This window comes from Streptomyces sp. NPDC093261, from assembly GCF_044753645.1.
Lineage (GTDB): Bacteria > Actinomycetota > Actinomycetes > Streptomycetales > Streptomycetaceae > Streptomyces.
Genome location: NZ_JBIVNO010000012.1, coordinates 73,255 through 87,496, shown reverse-complemented (window position 1 = coordinate 87,496; position 14,242 = coordinate 73,255). Strand labels below are relative to the sequence as shown.

Genomic DNA, 14,242 nt, shown 5'->3' with positions numbered 1-14,242 from the left:
CGGGCACCTCCGCCCGCCCCCGCCGCCGGACCCGTTCCCCGGCCCCCGTCGGCCATGCGCCGAGCCCCGGCGGCGGAGCGTGCTCGAAGTGACGTCCCGGCCGCTGTTCCGGCCGACTCACCAGCGCATCAGGGCAGATCACCGTGGCAGCCGCCGGCATTGCGGCAGGCGGCTTCGCGTAGGAGCGTAGGGGATGTGAAAAGCCTGGCCGTCACACGGGCCCACCGGAAAGGGGACCAGCGAGGCTGGCTGAGCGGCGCGCCGCCCCCTTGGTGGGTGAAGGTGCTGCCCGTGATCCTGCTGATCACCGTGGCGATCGTCAGCCTGACGATACCCTCGCCGCTGGACATCGGCTTCCTCCTGGGAGCCATTCCTCCGCTGGCCGTCCTGTCCTACGGGCCCGCGGGCACCGCCGCGCTCGGCCTCCTCGTCGTCGGGCTGCAGCACACCCGTGTCTTCCATCTGGACCGGCCGGGGAGCACGGATCTGCTCACCATCAGCTTCGTCGCGCTGCTGAGCGTGTTCGTGTCGTATGTGCGCAGCCAGCGCGACGCCCAGCTGAACATGGAACGCACGGTCGCCGAGGCGGCCCAGAACGCGCTCGTTCCCCCGCTGCCCGAGCGGGTGGGGCCGGTCCGGTGCACGGGTCTGTACCGGGCGGCCCAGCGCGGGACGCTGGTCGGCGGCGACTTCTTCGATGTGCGCGAGGGTTGCACCGGGGTACGGGCGGTCATGGGCGATGTGCAGGGGCATGGGCTGTCGGCGGTCTCGACCGTCTCCTCGCTGCTCGGGGCCTTCCGGGAAGCGGTGCTCGACGAGCCCGATCTGCCCTCGGTCGCGTCCCGCCTCGACCGCAGGCTGCTCGTGGACTCCGGGAACGCCCGGCTCGCGGAGCTGTTCGCGACGGCGGTGCTGCTGGAGTTCACCCCGGATGCTCGGACGGTACGGATCATCGCCTGCGGCAGTCCGGCGCCTGTGCTGCTCCACGACGGCAAGGCCACCGAGGTGGAGGTGTCCTCCGGAACGCCCCTCGGGATCGGGCTGTCCGAGGGAGGGACGTACGACGAGGTCACCTGCCCGCTGGAACACGGCGACCGGCTTTTTCTGGCCTCGGACGGCATCTGGGAGGCACGGGACGCGACCGGGGCGTTCTATCCCCTGATCGACCGGCTCCCCCAGTTCGCCGACGCCGAGCCCGCCAGGACGACCGGGCAAGTGTGGGAGGATCTTCTGCGCTTCTGCGGCTCCGTCCGTGACGACGCCACGATGCTCGTGCTCACCCCGCAGCCCCGGGGCGACGCATAAAGCTGCCTTATGACGTCATAGAGGGGACCCGCGTACCAAGTAAGGTTTGCCTTAGTTTAGGGTTTCCGACGAGCCGTCTGTCACCGCTCGAAGGGAACCTGAACATGCCGCGCCCCCTACGGGTAGCCATCGTCGGAGCCGGCCCCGCCGGGATCTACGCCGCCGACGCCCTGCTCAAATCCGAGGTGGCCGCCGAGCCGGGTGTCTCCATCGACATCTTCGAGCGGATGCCGGCCCCGTTCGGCCTCATACGCTACGGCGTCGCCCCGGACCACCCGCGGATCAAGGGCATCATCACGGCCCTGCACCAGGTGCTCGACAAGCCGCAGATCCGCCTCTTCGGCAACGTCGACTACCCGTCCGACATCAGCCTGGACGACCTGCGCACGTTCTACGACGCCGTGATCTTCTCCACGGGCGCGACGGCCGACCGGGCGCTCGACATACCCGGCGTCGCCCTCGAGGGCTCCTACGGCGCGGCCGACTTCGTCTCCTGGTACGACGGACACCCGGACGTGCCGCGCACCTGGCCTCTCACGGCCGAGAAGGTCGCCGTCCTCGGCGTGGGCAATGTCGCGCTCGATGTGGCCCGCATCCTGGCGAAGACCGCGGACGAACTGCTGCCCACGGAGATCCCGCCGAACGTCTACGACGGCCTCAAGGCCAACAGGGCCCTGGAGATCCATGTCTTCGGCCGCCGCGGCCCCGCGCAGGCGAAGTTCAGCCCGATGGAGCTGCGGGAGCTGGACCACTCCCCCAGCATCGAGGTCATCGTGGACCCCGAGGACATCGACTACGACGAGGGCTCGATCGCGACGCGGCGCGGCAACAAGCAGGCCGACATGGTCGCCAAGACACTGGAGAACTGGGCGATCCGGGACGTCGGCGGCCGGCCGCACAAGCTCTTCCTGCACTTCTTCGAGTCGCCCGCCGAGATCCTCGGCGAGGACGGCAGGGTCGTCGGTCTGCGCACGGAGCGCACGGCCCTCGACGGCACCGGCAACGTCAAGGGCACGGGGACCTTCCGGGACTGGGACGTGACCGCGGTCTACCGAGCCGTGGGATATCTGTCGGACCCGCTGCCCAAGCTGCCCTGGGACCTCGCGTCGGGAACCGTGCCGGACCGGGGCGGGCGGGTCGTGGAGGAGAGCGGGGAGCACCTTCAGTCCACCTATGTCACCGGCTGGATCCGGCGCGGCCCGGTGGGCCTGATCGGTCACACCAAGGGCGACGCCAACGAGACGGTGGCCAACCTGCTGGACGACCACGCGGCCGGGCGGCTGCACACGCCCGCCGCCCCCGCGCCCGAGGCGGTGGAGGGCTTCCTGGCCGAGCGGAACATCCGCTACACCACCTGGGAGGGCTGGTACCGCCTCGACGCCGCGGAGAAGGCGCTCGGCGCGCCGCAGGGCCGTGAGCGCGTGAAGCTCGTCGAGCGGGAGGACATGCTCCGCGAGAGCGGAGCCTGAGCCGCACCTGAGCATGGAGGCCGCCGGCCGGACGCCCCGGCCGGCGGCCTCGCTGCGGACCGGTCAGGGGTAGGCGACAGGAGGTTCTTACCCGCTGCCAGGGCCGCGTTCATCTGTGCGGCCGTGGCGCCGGGTTTGACGACGTAGAACCAGCGACCGGTGGCCGGCCGTGACGGGGTGGGGGGGTGGGACGGCCTCGGTCAGCCGGTGTAGGAGGCGAGGACGCGGGTGTAGTCCCAGGGCTGCTGGCTCACGCCGGAGCAGCTGTCGGCCGGGCCCCCGGTGCACGGTCGGTCGCGGTTGGCGGACCAGAAGGTGAGCCGGTGGTGCTGCTGGGCGTAACCGAGGATGGTGCGGAAGTCGGCCACGGTGACCGTCTCGTTCTGGTCGGTGACGCCGTTCATCGAGGAGATGCCCATGTCGCGGTAGGCCTGGTCGTCGCGGTAGGCCTGGTCGTCGCTGTAGCCGTAGGCGTTCTTCAGCGCCGACTTGAGGCCCTCGGCCGCGCGCAGGGTGAGCGTGCCCATGTTCTGGCCGGCGCCGCCGAAGTCGAAGGGCATGATGGTCCAGCTGTCCACCGTGAGGCCCGATCCCGCGGCCCGGTTGATCAGGCTGGTGTCGGGGCCGCTCTGGCCGGTGCCGATGGTGACGTACACCTTCAGGCCGCGGTTGTCCGCCTTCACGGTCTTCAGGGCGTCGACCGTGCGCTGCTGGACGGCCGGGTTGCTGTAGGCGTCGGCCTCGATGTCGATGTCGATCGCCTTCAGCCCGTAGGTGTTGATCACCTTCTGGTAGGCACCCGCCAGTTCGCCCGCGCTGGAGCAGGAACTCTCCAGCTTGTTGCCGCTGTAGCCACCGAAGGACGGGATCACATCGCCGCCGTTCGCCCGGACCGTGCAGGGGAGCGCATGACTCTCCCTTTTTTCACGTGGGGGGTGAGGTGAGAGTTACTTCAGACCGCGATTTGAGAAGTGAACCAAGGGAGTGTCAAGTACTTGGTAGAGACCAGTACTTGGCTCTTGGGAACACCGGGCCGGCGCCCGTCGGCCACGGGCGCCGGGCGGTTCCGTCAGGCGTTCGGGTCGAATGGGATCCCGGACGGCTCGGCCTTCGCCAGATGGGAGGCGAAGCTGTCGTCGCGCAGGCCGAAGTGGGCGCTGCCGAAATCGGCCTGGCTCAGCTTGTCGCGGATCCCGGCGGGGTAGCCGTTCCAGCCCACGAGCGCGGGGAACTGCCAGGTGTGGCGGTGGTTCTCCGGCGGCTCGTCATTGCTGTTCGCGGGGCGGAAACAGTGGGTGCCGATGCCGTCCTTGTGGTAGACGATCTTGGGGTGCGTGCCGTCCCAGCGGATCCGGTCCCGGCTGTAGATGTCGAAGTCGCCGTGGGCGGACGTGGAGACGTACTGGGCCTGGCCGTTCTGCACCCACACCACCACATGCTCCCAGTCGTGGCGGTGGCCGCCGAGGCTGATGCCGGGCAGCGCCTGGTCCTTCTCGAAGTAGAGGGCGTACAGCATGGCGCACCAGCCGTTGTCGCATTTGTAACGGCTGTAGCCGTTGGTGTTGTCGAGGTCCGAGGCGTCGTGGCAGCTGCCGTTGAGCGCCCCGGTCGGCTTCAGCCCCCCGTTCAGGGTTCCGTCGGGGCCGATGGCGGGTGTCGGGTAGCAGCCGTCCGTGTCGTAGTCATAGGCCGGCTGGAAGGTCTGCTCCAGATCGTCCGCATGGGCGGGCAGCGCCCTGGGCGGGTCGGCCGGCGCGATGCCGGGGAAGGCGACGACCAGCGCGACGGCGGTGCCGACGACCAGCGACAGCCTGCGGAATCTCGGGCCCTTCTGCGCTTTCACTGCGTCCTCCTCGAGGGCGGCGACGGTGGGGGTTGCGTTGCGCACCGATTGACATGCCCAGAACAACGCGGTGGAACCCTTGGGGCACGGCGGATGTCGGCGGCCGGACCGGTGAAGGCCGTTCGACGAGCGGCTGCCGGACGAAGCCGGGCCGGGCGGCTTCCGAGGAAGCCGTCGCCGGCGGGGCGACTCCGGGCGGAGCAGTCCCGCGCGACAGGCGGCGGGGCGCGTACGAGGGTGGAGATCATGAGCGAGGACACTTCATGATCGAGGCCCACTCCCTCACCAAGCGGTACGGAGAGCGAACCGCCGTCGACGGCCTGAGCTTCACCGTCCGCCCCGGCGTCGTGACCGGGTTCCTCGGGCCCAACGGGGCCGGCAAATCCACCACCATGCGGCTGCTGCTCGGGCTGGACGCGCCCACCACGGGCCGCGCCCTGGTCAACGGCAGGCGCTACGCCGAACACCGGGCACCGCTGCACGAGGTGGGGGCGATGCTGGAGGCGCGTTGCGTCCACACCGGGCGCAGCGCCTACCACCATCTGCTCGCGCTCGCCGCGACCACCGGCATCTCCCGGCGCCGGGTGAACGAGGTGATCGACCTGGTCGGCCTGCGCGAGGTGGCGAAGAAGCGGGTCGGCGGCTTCTCGCTCGGCATGGGGCAGCGGCTGGGCCTCGCCGGCGCGCTGCTCGGCGACCCGGCGACGGTGCTGCTCGACGAGCCGGTCAACGGCCTCGACCCCGAGGGCATCGTCTGGATCCGCACTCTGCTGAAGAAGCTGGCCGCCGAGGGGCGTACGGTCCTGGTGTCCTCACACCTGATGTCGGAGATGGCGCTGACGGCCGAGCATCTGATCGTGATCGGGCGGGGACGGCTGATCGCCGACACATCGGTCGCGGAGTTCATCGCCCGGGCCGCCGGGGACGTGGTGCGGGTGCGTGCCGATGAGGCGGAGCGGCTCGGCACCCTTCTGGCCTGCCCGGGTGTGTCCGTCACCTCGCGGGAGCCGGGGGTGCTGGAGGTGACGGGCCTCGCCAGCGAGCGGATCGGGCGGATCGCCGCCGACAACGGCGTCGCTCTGGCCGAACTGACGCCTCAGCAGGCGTCGTTGGAGGAGGCCTTCATGGAACTGACCCGGGACGCCCTGGAGTACCAGGCACCGGCGGCGCAACTCGTCGGCGCGGCCGGGGAAGGGCGTGTGGGATGACGACGGCCACGGCGATTCCGGAGGCGGAGCGCGGTAACGTCACCCAGCTTCGGGTGATCCGCTCCGAGTGGATCAAACTGCGGTCGCTGCGCTCCACGCTCTTCACGCTGCTCGCGGCCGTCGTCGCGATGCCGGGCCTGGGCTTTCTGTTCAGCTACTTCACCGCCGTGCGCTGGGACCGTCTTCCCCCGGAGGAGAGACTCGCCTTCGATCCGACGCTGGTCAGTCTGCGCGGCCTCTTCCTGGCCCAGTTGGCCGTGGGCGTCCTGGGCGTGCTGGTCATCAGCGGCGAGTACGCCACCGGGATGATCCGGGCGTCCCTGTCCGCGGTCCCGCGCCGCCTTCCCGTGCTGTGGGCCAAGGTCCTGGTGTACGCGGCGGTGGCCTGGGCGTCGATGACGACGGCCGCCCTGGCGGCGTTCCTGCTGGGGCAGTTCGCGCTGTCCGGCGCGCACATGGGAACGTCGCTGAGCGCCCCCGGTGTGCCGCGCGCGGTCCTCGGCGCGGGTCTGTATCTCACCGTCGTGGGCGTGATCGGGGTGGCCCTGGGCGCGCTGATCCGCAACACGGCGGGCGGCATCGCCACCCTGTTCGGTGTGCTGCTGGTACTTCCGCTGCTCGCCCAGGCGCTCCCCTCGTCATGGCTCGACGTGATCAATCCGTATCTGCCGAGCACGGCCGGCCAGGGCCTCGTCCATGTGCAGCAGCAGCCCCACACTCTTGCGCCCTGGACGGGGTTCGCGGTGTTCTGCCTCTACGCGCTGCTCGCGCTGGCCGGCGCGGGGGTGGCCCTCAGACGACGGGACGCCTGATCCCGTCGTACCGGCGCCGCTACGGCGCCCCGTCCCCCGGCGTCCTCAGCAGCCCGCCCGCGCCGGCAGGCCATCGGAGGCAGGGCTTCGGTCGCGGTAGGTCTCACGGACGAAGCGCAGGAACGCGTCCACGTCGCCCGGCTGCGACGGCAGCCCGAGGGAGACCCGGACCGCGCCCGCCGACGGCAGTCCCAGCGCCTCCACGTAGCCCTCGAGGGAGTCCGGCCGGCCGCGGACGGCCGCGCGCAGCCGGGGCAGCCGCAGGGCGAAGGCCGCCTCGCCGGCGCCCGGGTTGCAGAAGCAGCCCGTGCGCACGGAGATGCCGCGTGCGGCACTGTCCCGGGTGATGATCCGCTCGTCGACGACACGGCCCTCCGCGTCCAGCACGTTGAGCGCCACCGTACCGCCGCGGTCCGGCTCCCCCGCCCCCGGCCCGTACACCCTCACCAGGGGTGAGCCGTCGCTGTGGCGCAACTGCGCGAGCCCGCCGAGCAGTCGGTCGGTCAGCCCGGCCACATGGGCCCGCACCCGGTGCACCCCGATCTCGTCGATCCATGCGAGTCCCGCGGTGACATCGGGCAGGGCAAGGAAGTTGACGGTGCCGTCCTCGAAGGCCGTCTCGTCGGCGGCCAGGACATGCCACTGCGCCTGCGCGCTGGCCGCGTGGACCGTGCCGCCCGAGAACCAGGGACGGCGCAGCCGGGCGAGCGCCTCCTTGCGCCCGATCAGGCTGCCGACGCCGGTGGGGTGGCCGAAGACCTTGTACCAGCTGACCACGGTGAAGTCCGGGTGCACTCGGCCGAGGTCGAGGGGATGGGTGGGGACGAAGGCGGCGGCGTCGAGCAGTACGTCGTAGCCGAGCGCCTGGGCCCGGGCGATCCAGTCCAGCGCATGCCGCACGCCGGTGAAGTTGCTCTGCGCCGGGTAGGCGAGCAGTCCAGGCGCGTGGCCGCGCCCGCGCCCCAGAGGGCGTGGGCGGGCGGTCAGCGCGGCCTCGAGCCGCTGCTCGTCGAGCCGCAGGCCCGGACCGCCCACCGGTACGTAGACGACGGACGCCCCCCTCGCACGGGCGTACTCACGCAGCCCGTTCACGGAGTTGTGGTTGTCCAGCGACATCACCAGCCTGCCGCGGCGCGTGAACGGGTACGCCTCTCCCACCAGCCGCAGGGCGCCGGTCGCATTGGGGGTGAACACCACCGCGTACTCGGCCGGGTCCGCGTGGAAGTGGCGGAGCACCGCCTGCCGCGCCTCGGCCAGCAACCGGCCGGAGGAGCGGGAGGCCGGGCTCTCGGAGTGCGGATTGCCGAACAGACCGCCGGTGATCCGCTCCGCGCTGCCCATGACCAGGGAGCGCGGGGGCAGTCCCGCTCCGGTGTGGTCGAGGTAGGTGTGTCCACCGGCGTCGAGGTAGCCGAACTCGTCGGCGCGTAACCGGGCGAAGTCGTCGGCCGCGCCGGCCGGCCCGCTGCCCTCGGCCCCGCGTATGCCGTCGGCGCTCTGCGCGTGTTCCACATGTCCCCCTCGGGTCCGGCCGGCCGCCTCGTCCCCTCACCGTCATGGAACGGGCCGCCCTCATCCTCCGCCTGTTCGACGGGACATGTGCCCCGGCCACGGGAGGAGATCTTCCCCGGGCGCCGTCCCGCGCGGGCGCCCCGTACGGCGCTCGTCTCGTCACACCCGTGCAACGATCACCTGCGAGAATCGAACGAGGCAACGGCGTACGCCGCAGACGCCATGGACCCCGGAGGAGCCCTGTGCCGCCGACCTCGACACCACTGGAGAAGCTGGGCTTCCTGACCATCGGACTGTTCGACGAGGCCGACCCCCGCCGCGGGCACGAGTCGACGCTGGAGATGATCGAGCTGGGCGAGCGGCTCGGCTTCGACAGCGCCTGGGTGCGCCACCGTCATCTTCAGTACGGGATCTCCTCGCCCGTCGCCGTGCTCGCGGCGGCCTCCCAGCGTACGAGCCGCATCGAGCTGGGCACGGCGGTGATCCCGCTGGGCTGGGAGAACCCGCTGAGGCTCGCCGAGGACCTGGCGACCGTGGACATCCTCTCCGGGGGCCGGCTCAATCCGGGGGTCAGCGTGGGCCCGCCGATGCACTACGACCGGGTGAAGCAGGCGCTCTACCCGCACACGGCCGAGACCGAGGACTTCGGATACGAGCGCGTGCGGCGGCTGCTGGACTGTGTCCGTGGAAAGCCCGCCACCGACTTCAGCGGTGTGGAGGGTTTCGAGGTGTTCTCGAACCGGGTGCAGCCCGTGTCGCCCGGTCTCGGAAGGCGCATGTGGTACGGCGGCGGGAGCCTGCGCTCCGCCCGGTGGGCCGGCGAGCACGGGATGAATCTGCTGACCAGCAGCGTCGTCAAGGCCGAGGAGTCGGAAGACTTCGCCGAGGTGCAGCTCTCGCACATCCGCGCCTTCCGCGCCCGGCACCCCGACGGCGACCGCGCCCGTGTCTCGCAGGGCCTGGTCGTCATCCCCACCGACAGCGCCTCGCCCGGACAGCGCGCCAAGTACGAGGCGTACGCGGCGCAGCGGATGCCGCGCACGGCGGCCCCGCAGGGTCCGGCACGGATGATGTTCGCGCCGGACCTCGTCGGGCCGTCCGAGCGGATCGCCGAACAGTTGTACGCGCATGCCGCGTTCCGGGAGGTGACGGAGGTGGCGTTCGCGCTGCCGTTCACCTTCGAGCACGAGGACTATGTGCAGATCCTCACCGACATGGCGACCAGGCTGGGCCCGGCACTCGGCTGGCGGCCGGCTGAGCGTGGGGTGACGGTCGAGGGCTGTCAGCCGGCCAGCAGTCCGCGTCCCAGCCAGTCCGAGGAGTTCTTCACGCCGGGGAGGGCGAAGAAGTAGCCGCCCCCGGTCGGCGAGATGTAGTCGACGAGGGGCTCGTCGATCAGCCGCGTCTGGGTGGCCTCGAACTGGCGCTGCACATCCTGCTGGTAGCAGCAGAAGACCAGTCCCATGTCGAGGTTGCCGACGTTGTCGACCCCCCGGTCGTAGTTGTAGCCCCGCCGCAGGATGCGGGAGCTGTCCGTCCGCTCGGTCCGGGGGTTGGCGAGGCGGATGTGGGCGTCGAGCGGAATCGCCGTGCCGTGCGGGTCCTTGGCGTAGTTGGGGGTGTCGGTCTCCTTGGCACCGTCCAGCGGCGCGCCCGTGTCCTTCCGGCGGCCGAACATCTTCTCCTGCTCGGTCAGCGAGACCCGGTCCCAGAACTCCACCAGCATCCGGATGATCCGGATGACCTGGTAGCTGCCGCCCGTGGCCCAGGCGGGTTCGCCCTGGCCCTCACCCACCCAGATCAGCCGGCTCGTCTCCCGCGCGGAGCTGACGTCCGGGTTGGCGATGCCGTCCTTGAAACCGAGCAGATTGCGCTGGGCGCCGGTGGGACGGGGCGTGTTCTGGAAGCCGTCGATGCGCCACCTGATCTGCATGCCGCCCCGGGTGTGCCGCGCGATGTCGCGCAGTGCGTGCAGCACGGTGTCCTGGCGGGCGGCGCAGATCTGCAGGGACAGATCGCCGTGGCACTCGGCCGGCCGGAGGTTGTCGTTGGGGAACGTGCGCATCGGGGTGAGCCGCCGGGGCTTGGCCGCGGCGAGACCGAAGCGGTCGTCGAAGAGAGACGCGCCGACGCCGACGGTGACGGTGAGCCCGTCGGCGGGGACCTCCGGTCCGAGGATGCCGTTGTCGGAGGGCGGGGCACCGACGCCCAGGTCCTGCGGGGTGCCGCCGGCGGTGAGGAAGCGGGCCCGCTCGGTGACGGTCTTGAACAGGTCGGCGAGTTCCTGGCGGCTGTCGGCGATGACGTCGAGGGACACGAAGGTGGCCGCGGCCGGGGCAGGGGTGATGATGCCCGCCTGGTGGGTGCCGTGGAAGGGGACCTTCGCGGCGTCGGTGCCGTCCGCGGCGCGGGCCTCGGTGGTGCCGGTCTGGCTGAGGGCGAACCCGCCGCCGGCCAGGGCGGCGCCGGCGGCTCCCGCACCCAGGGCCGTCTTCACGAAGGAGCGACGGCCGGCACCGGCGGGACAGCCGCCCGGGTGGGCGGGCGTTTCGGCGGACGGCATGCGGAGGTTCCCTTCGGTGGTCACGCGGTCGGTGCGCGGGTCGGTCATCAGGCGGACTTCCGGATCTCCAGCAGGTCCGGAATGGGGGCGAGGTCTTCGAGGAGCTGTCCTACGGCCCCGTTCAGACGGGCGCGGGTGGCCGCGTCGAGGCGGTCCACGGGGGTCCAGGAGTCGCCCTGGTGGGCGGCGTCGAGCAGCTTCTGCACCCGGGCGATGTCCGCGTCGACGGTGGGGAGCAGGTGCGGGGCGCGGCTGGTGAGCAGGGACGTGAGCACGGTGAGGAGCTCACGGGTGCCGGACAGATTGGCGTCCGCGGTGGCCAGTTCCGTGCCGCTGCCCTGGTCGGCGTCGCCGGTCAGCTCGAACTGAAGGGTGTTCTCCAGGATCTCGTGGGCGCGCAGGGGCAGGTCGCCGGGGTCGAAGGTCTGCGTGGGGAACGCCCTCTGGAGCCCCGCGGCCGCGTCGGCGAGCTGCTGGGCGGGAGCCTTCATCTGCTCGGCGGACTGGCCGTGCCACAGCCCGTACTCGACTCGGTGGAATCCGGTGAAGCCCTGGTCGTTCACCCCGCCGGGGAGCCCGTCGGCCCGCCCGTTGATCTTCTTGTCGAAGTCCTCGAAGGTGCCGTAGGCGGCGCCGAGCGAGGAGTAGGTGCGGTGGGCGGTCAGCCAGTCGGTGCGCGCCGTGTCGAGATGGTTGCCGGCGATGTCGTCGCTCAGCTTCCGGGTCTGGGTGACGAGGGTGGCCAGGCCCTGGCCGACGTAGGCCTTGTACGCCTTCAGGGGCGCGGCGAGGTCGTTCTCGGAGACGGGTACGACGGCCCTGGCGCCGCTGCCGCCGGTCACGCGGACCGCCTGGGAGGTGACGGCCTTGCCGCCGGTGGGCACACAGCGCCAGGCGTAGCTGCCGCCGGCGACCGTGGCGACGAGGTCGCGGGTGGTGCCGGGGGCCAGTCCCTCGATCTCGCCGTAGACCGCGTTGGTGGCGGGGTCGACGAGGTAGACCTCGGAGGTCTTGTCCCCGGTGTTGTGCATCTGGAAGGTCTGCCGGCCGGGCCGGGGCGCGTTGAACCCCTTGCCGCACTCGGTCTCCGAGACGGCGACGGTCTGGGCGCCCGCGGGCTTCGAGCCGCTTAGGGCGACGGTGAGCCCGGCGAGAACGCCGGGCACGGCGACGACGGCGACCGGCACCACCCAGACGGGACGACGACGCCGGGCGGCGACCGGCTCGGGGGCGCGCGGGGCAGGCTCGGAGCCGGACGCCTGCGCGGCGGGCTCGGACTTCCCGGGGGCCTGCGCGGCGGGCTCCGCCTTCTCCTCGGGCCCGGACTTCCCGGGGTCCTCGGTCGCGGGTTCGGGCTTCCCGGGGGCCTCGGTCGCGGCCTCGGACTTCCCGGGCGCCTTCCCCGCGGCCTGGGGCTTGGCGGACGGGGCGGCGCGTACGCCGCGCACGAACAGCGTCATCACCGTGGAGAGGTACACGACATAGCCCGCGACCTGCACCCATGTCATCGTCGGCATCAGGTTGAACACACCCTGCACGAGGGTGCTGTACCAGGAGCCCGCGTCGATGCTGCCGCTCAGGTCGACGGCGTACGCGCCCTTACCGGGCAGCATCCCGCCCTCCTGGAGATCGCGCAGCCCGTAGCCGAGCACACCCGCGGCGATCACGATGAGGACCGCGCCGGTCGCGGTGAAGAACCTGGTCAGGTTGATCTTCAGCACCCGGCGGTAGAGGCCCCAGCACAGGCCCGCCGCAAGGACCAGGCCGATTCCGGCGCCGGTCAGCGGACCGGCGGACTCTCCGGCCGCACGGGCCGTGGTCCACAGGAACAGGGCCGTCTCCAGGCCCTCGCGGCCCACCGCGAGGAACGAGGTGACGATCAGCATGCCCGCGCCCATGGCGAGCGCCTCGGTGACCTTGTGCCTGATCTCACCGGAGAGGCTGCGGGCCGAGCGGCGCATCCAGAACACCATCGCGGTGACGAACGCGACGGAGATCACGCTGAGGACGCCGCCGAACGCCTCCTGTTCGGTGGCCGACAGGGACGCGGCGGTGAACGTCAGGACCGCGCCGAAGCTCATGGCGAGCGCGATCGCGGCCAGCACTCCCGTCCACACCTGGGGCAGCCGGGACTTGGCACCCGCCCGTACGAGGGTGGCGATCAGGAGGGAGACGATGAGTCCGCCTTCGAGCCCTTCCCTCAGTCCGATGAGAAAGCTCGGAAACGCGTCATCCCACATGCGACCCTCCCATGTACGCCCCCCGCCGACGGTCGTGCAGGTTAGCGAAGGCATACCTTACTTGCGCCGAACCATCATGACTACAGGTGTGTCGTCAATCGCCCATGAGAAGGCAATGGAACGGTAAAAGCACCCACGCGAGGCCGGCGGCACGGCGCCCGTGTGATCTTTCGCACGGACCCCGGACGGGTCATGCTGAGGCCCGTGACGCCCGCCCGCACGACCAATGGAGGCCGTATGACGACGGAGAGCGGAACCGTGATCTCGGTGAGGCCCGTCGCGGGCCGTATCGGCGCCGAGATCACCGGGGTCGATCTGGCCGGCGATCTGGACGACGCGGCGGTTGCCGCGATCCGGTCGGCCGTACTGCGCTGGAAGGTGGTGTTCTTCCGGGACCAGAAACTGGACCATGCCGCGCATATCGCGCTCGCGCGGCGGTTCGGCGACCCCGTCGTCCTGCGCCGGCGTGGCAGCGCCTCGCCCGCGGACTTCCCGGAGATCGAGACCACGGCCGACCGGCTGGAACTGGGCGGCCGCTACGGCATGGAGCACGACGAGTGGCTACGGCGCCGGCGCCACTCCCCGCTGCGGGGCTGGCACTGCGACCACGGCGCCCGGATCGATCCGCCCGCGGCGACGATCCTGCGGGCCGAGACCGTGCCGCCGTACGGCGGGGACACCCAGTGGTCGAATCTGGCGGCCGCCTACGCGGGCCTGTCGGAGCCCGTACGGCGCTTCGTGGACGGTCTGCGGGCCGAGCACCGGCTCGGCGTCGGCTACCAGGCGCGGCCCGGCGACGACGCGTATCTGCGCCATCTCCTGGACCACCAGGTGGCCTCCGAGCATCCCCTCGTCCGCGTGCATCCCGAGACCGGCGAGCGATCGCTGTTCGTCAACGGCTACTACGTCGAGCAGATCCTCGGACTCTCCCGCGCCGAGAGCGGGCATGTGCTGCGGATGCTGCTGGAACAGGCAACCCGCCCCGAGTACACGGTCCGGTTCCGCTGGGAGCCCGGCAGCATCGCCTTCTGGGACAACCGCGCCACCATCCATCTCGCCCCCGCCGATCTGGTCACCCCGGAACACCCCCGGATCATGCACCGGGTGATGCTCGCGGGCGAGGTCCCGGTGGGCCCGGACGGCCGGCCCTCGGAGCCGATCACCGGCACGGAGCCCGGCCGCTGGTGAGCCGGCGGGCCTCACGGGGCGCCCATGGACGGGCGCCCCCCGGTCCCGCGGAGTCCGCACTCCCCTCTCGTGTGGATTCCTCTTCGGTTCCCCCCACGTCGG

At 71.4% G+C, this 14,242-nt stretch carries 10 protein-coding genes and 1 pseudogene; 6 read left to right on the top strand and 5 right to left on the bottom strand.

What is annotated here, in order from left to right:
• Positions 1 to 195 precede the first annotated feature (195 nt).
• Entirely contained in the window at positions 196 to 1,305 is a 1,110-nt protein-coding gene (locus tag ACIP94_RS24335) for a PP2C family protein-serine/threonine phosphatase (protein WP_402429306.1), read from the top strand.
• A gap of 104 nt (positions 1,306 to 1,409) precedes the next feature.
• Positions 1,410 to 2,774, top strand: a complete 1,365-nt coding sequence (locus ACIP94_RS24330; RefSeq protein ID WP_402429303.1) for an FAD-dependent oxidoreductase — start codon at positions 1,410 to 1,412, stop codon at positions 2,772 to 2,774.
• A 200-nt stretch (positions 2,775 to 2,974) separates the two neighbouring features.
• Here ACIP94_RS24330 and ACIP94_RS24325 read toward each other — a convergent pair.
• Positions 2,975 to 3,670 (bottom strand): annotated as a pseudogene (locus ACIP94_RS24325) (chitinase); the annotation flags it as partial.
• Between the two features lie 173 nt (positions 3,671 to 3,843).
• Complete coding sequence (locus ACIP94_RS24320) at positions 3,844 to 4,617, bottom strand: NPP1 family protein (protein WP_402429300.1); 774 nt, start codon at positions 4,615 to 4,617, stop codon at positions 3,844 to 3,846.
• A 263-nt stretch (positions 4,618 to 4,880) separates the two neighbouring features.
• Between ACIP94_RS24320 and ACIP94_RS24315 the strand changes: the two genes are divergently transcribed.
• A complete protein-coding gene (locus ACIP94_RS24315) occupies positions 4,881 to 5,825 on the top strand; it encodes an ABC transporter ATP-binding protein (protein ID WP_402429297.1) in 945 nt (314 codons plus the stop codon).
• Positions 5,822 to 6,637, top strand: a complete 816-nt coding sequence (locus ACIP94_RS24310) for an ABC transporter permease subunit (protein WP_402429294.1) — start codon at positions 5,822 to 5,824, stop codon at positions 6,635 to 6,637. Before ACIP94_RS24315 ends, ACIP94_RS24310 begins: the two co-directional genes overlap by 4 nt.
• A 45-nt stretch (positions 6,638 to 6,682) precedes the next feature.
• Here the strand turns inward: ACIP94_RS24310 and ACIP94_RS24305 are convergent, their stop codons facing one another.
• The gene (locus tag ACIP94_RS24305) at positions 6,683 to 8,149 is read right to left on the bottom strand and encodes an aminotransferase class V-fold PLP-dependent enzyme (protein ID WP_402429291.1); all 1,467 of its coding nucleotides are present in this window, start codon (positions 8,147 to 8,149) and stop codon (positions 6,683 to 6,685) included.
• A 242-nt stretch (positions 8,150 to 8,391) separates the two neighbouring features.
• Between ACIP94_RS24305 and ACIP94_RS24300 the strand changes: the two genes are divergently transcribed.
• Positions 8,392 to 9,501 carry an LLM class flavin-dependent oxidoreductase gene (locus ACIP94_RS24300; RefSeq protein ID WP_402429288.1) on the top strand — a complete coding sequence of 370 codons (1,110 nt, stop codon included), beginning with the start codon at positions 8,392 to 8,394 and terminating at the stop codon, positions 9,499 to 9,501.
• Here ACIP94_RS24300 and efeB read toward each other — a convergent pair.
• Positions 9,432 to 10,712, bottom strand: a complete 1,281-nt coding sequence (gene efeB, locus ACIP94_RS24295; protein ID WP_402429694.1) for an iron uptake transporter deferrochelatase/peroxidase subunit — start codon at positions 10,710 to 10,712, stop codon at positions 9,432 to 9,434. The genes ACIP94_RS24300 and efeB overlap by 70 nt on opposite strands.
• Positions 10,713 to 10,759: 47 nt before the next feature.
• The gene (gene efeU / locus ACIP94_RS24290) at positions 10,760 to 12,952 is read right to left on the bottom strand and encodes an iron uptake transporter permease EfeU (protein ID WP_402429285.1); all 2,193 of its coding nucleotides are present in this window, start codon (positions 12,950 to 12,952) and stop codon (positions 10,760 to 10,762) included.
• Between the two features lie 237 nt (positions 12,953 to 13,189).
• On the opposite strand from efeU, the gene ACIP94_RS24285 reads away from it, so the two are divergent.
• Complete coding sequence (locus ACIP94_RS24285) at positions 13,190 to 14,140, top strand: TauD/TfdA dioxygenase family protein (RefSeq protein ID WP_402429283.1); 951 nt, start codon at positions 13,190 to 13,192, stop codon at positions 14,138 to 14,140.
• Positions 14,141 to 14,242 lie beyond the last annotated feature (102 nt).

Bases quoted from the DNA above. Each gene is read 5' to 3' on its own strand.
- ACIP94_RS24330 (WP_402429303.1), top strand. From the start codon at position 1,410: ATGCCGCGCCCCCTACGGGTAGCCATCGTCGGAGCCGGCCCCGCCGGG.
- ACIP94_RS24315 (WP_402429297.1), top strand. From the start codon at position 4,881: ATGATCGAGGCCCACTCCCTCACCAAGCGGTACGGAGAGCGAACCGCC.
- ACIP94_RS24310 (WP_402429294.1), top strand. From the start codon at position 5,822: ATGACGACGGCCACGGCGATTCCGGAGGCGGAGCGCGGTAACGTCACC.
- efeB (WP_402429694.1), bottom strand. From the start codon at position 10,712: ATGCCGTCCGCCGAAACGCCCGCCCACCCGGGCGGCTGTCCCGCCGGT.
- efeU (WP_402429285.1), bottom strand. From the start codon at position 12,952: ATGTGGGATGACGCGTTTCCGAGCTTTCTCATCGGACTGAGGGAAGGG.
- ACIP94_RS24285 (WP_402429283.1), top strand. From the start codon at position 13,190: ATGACGACGGAGAGCGGAACCGTGATCTCGGTGAGGCCCGTCGCGGGC.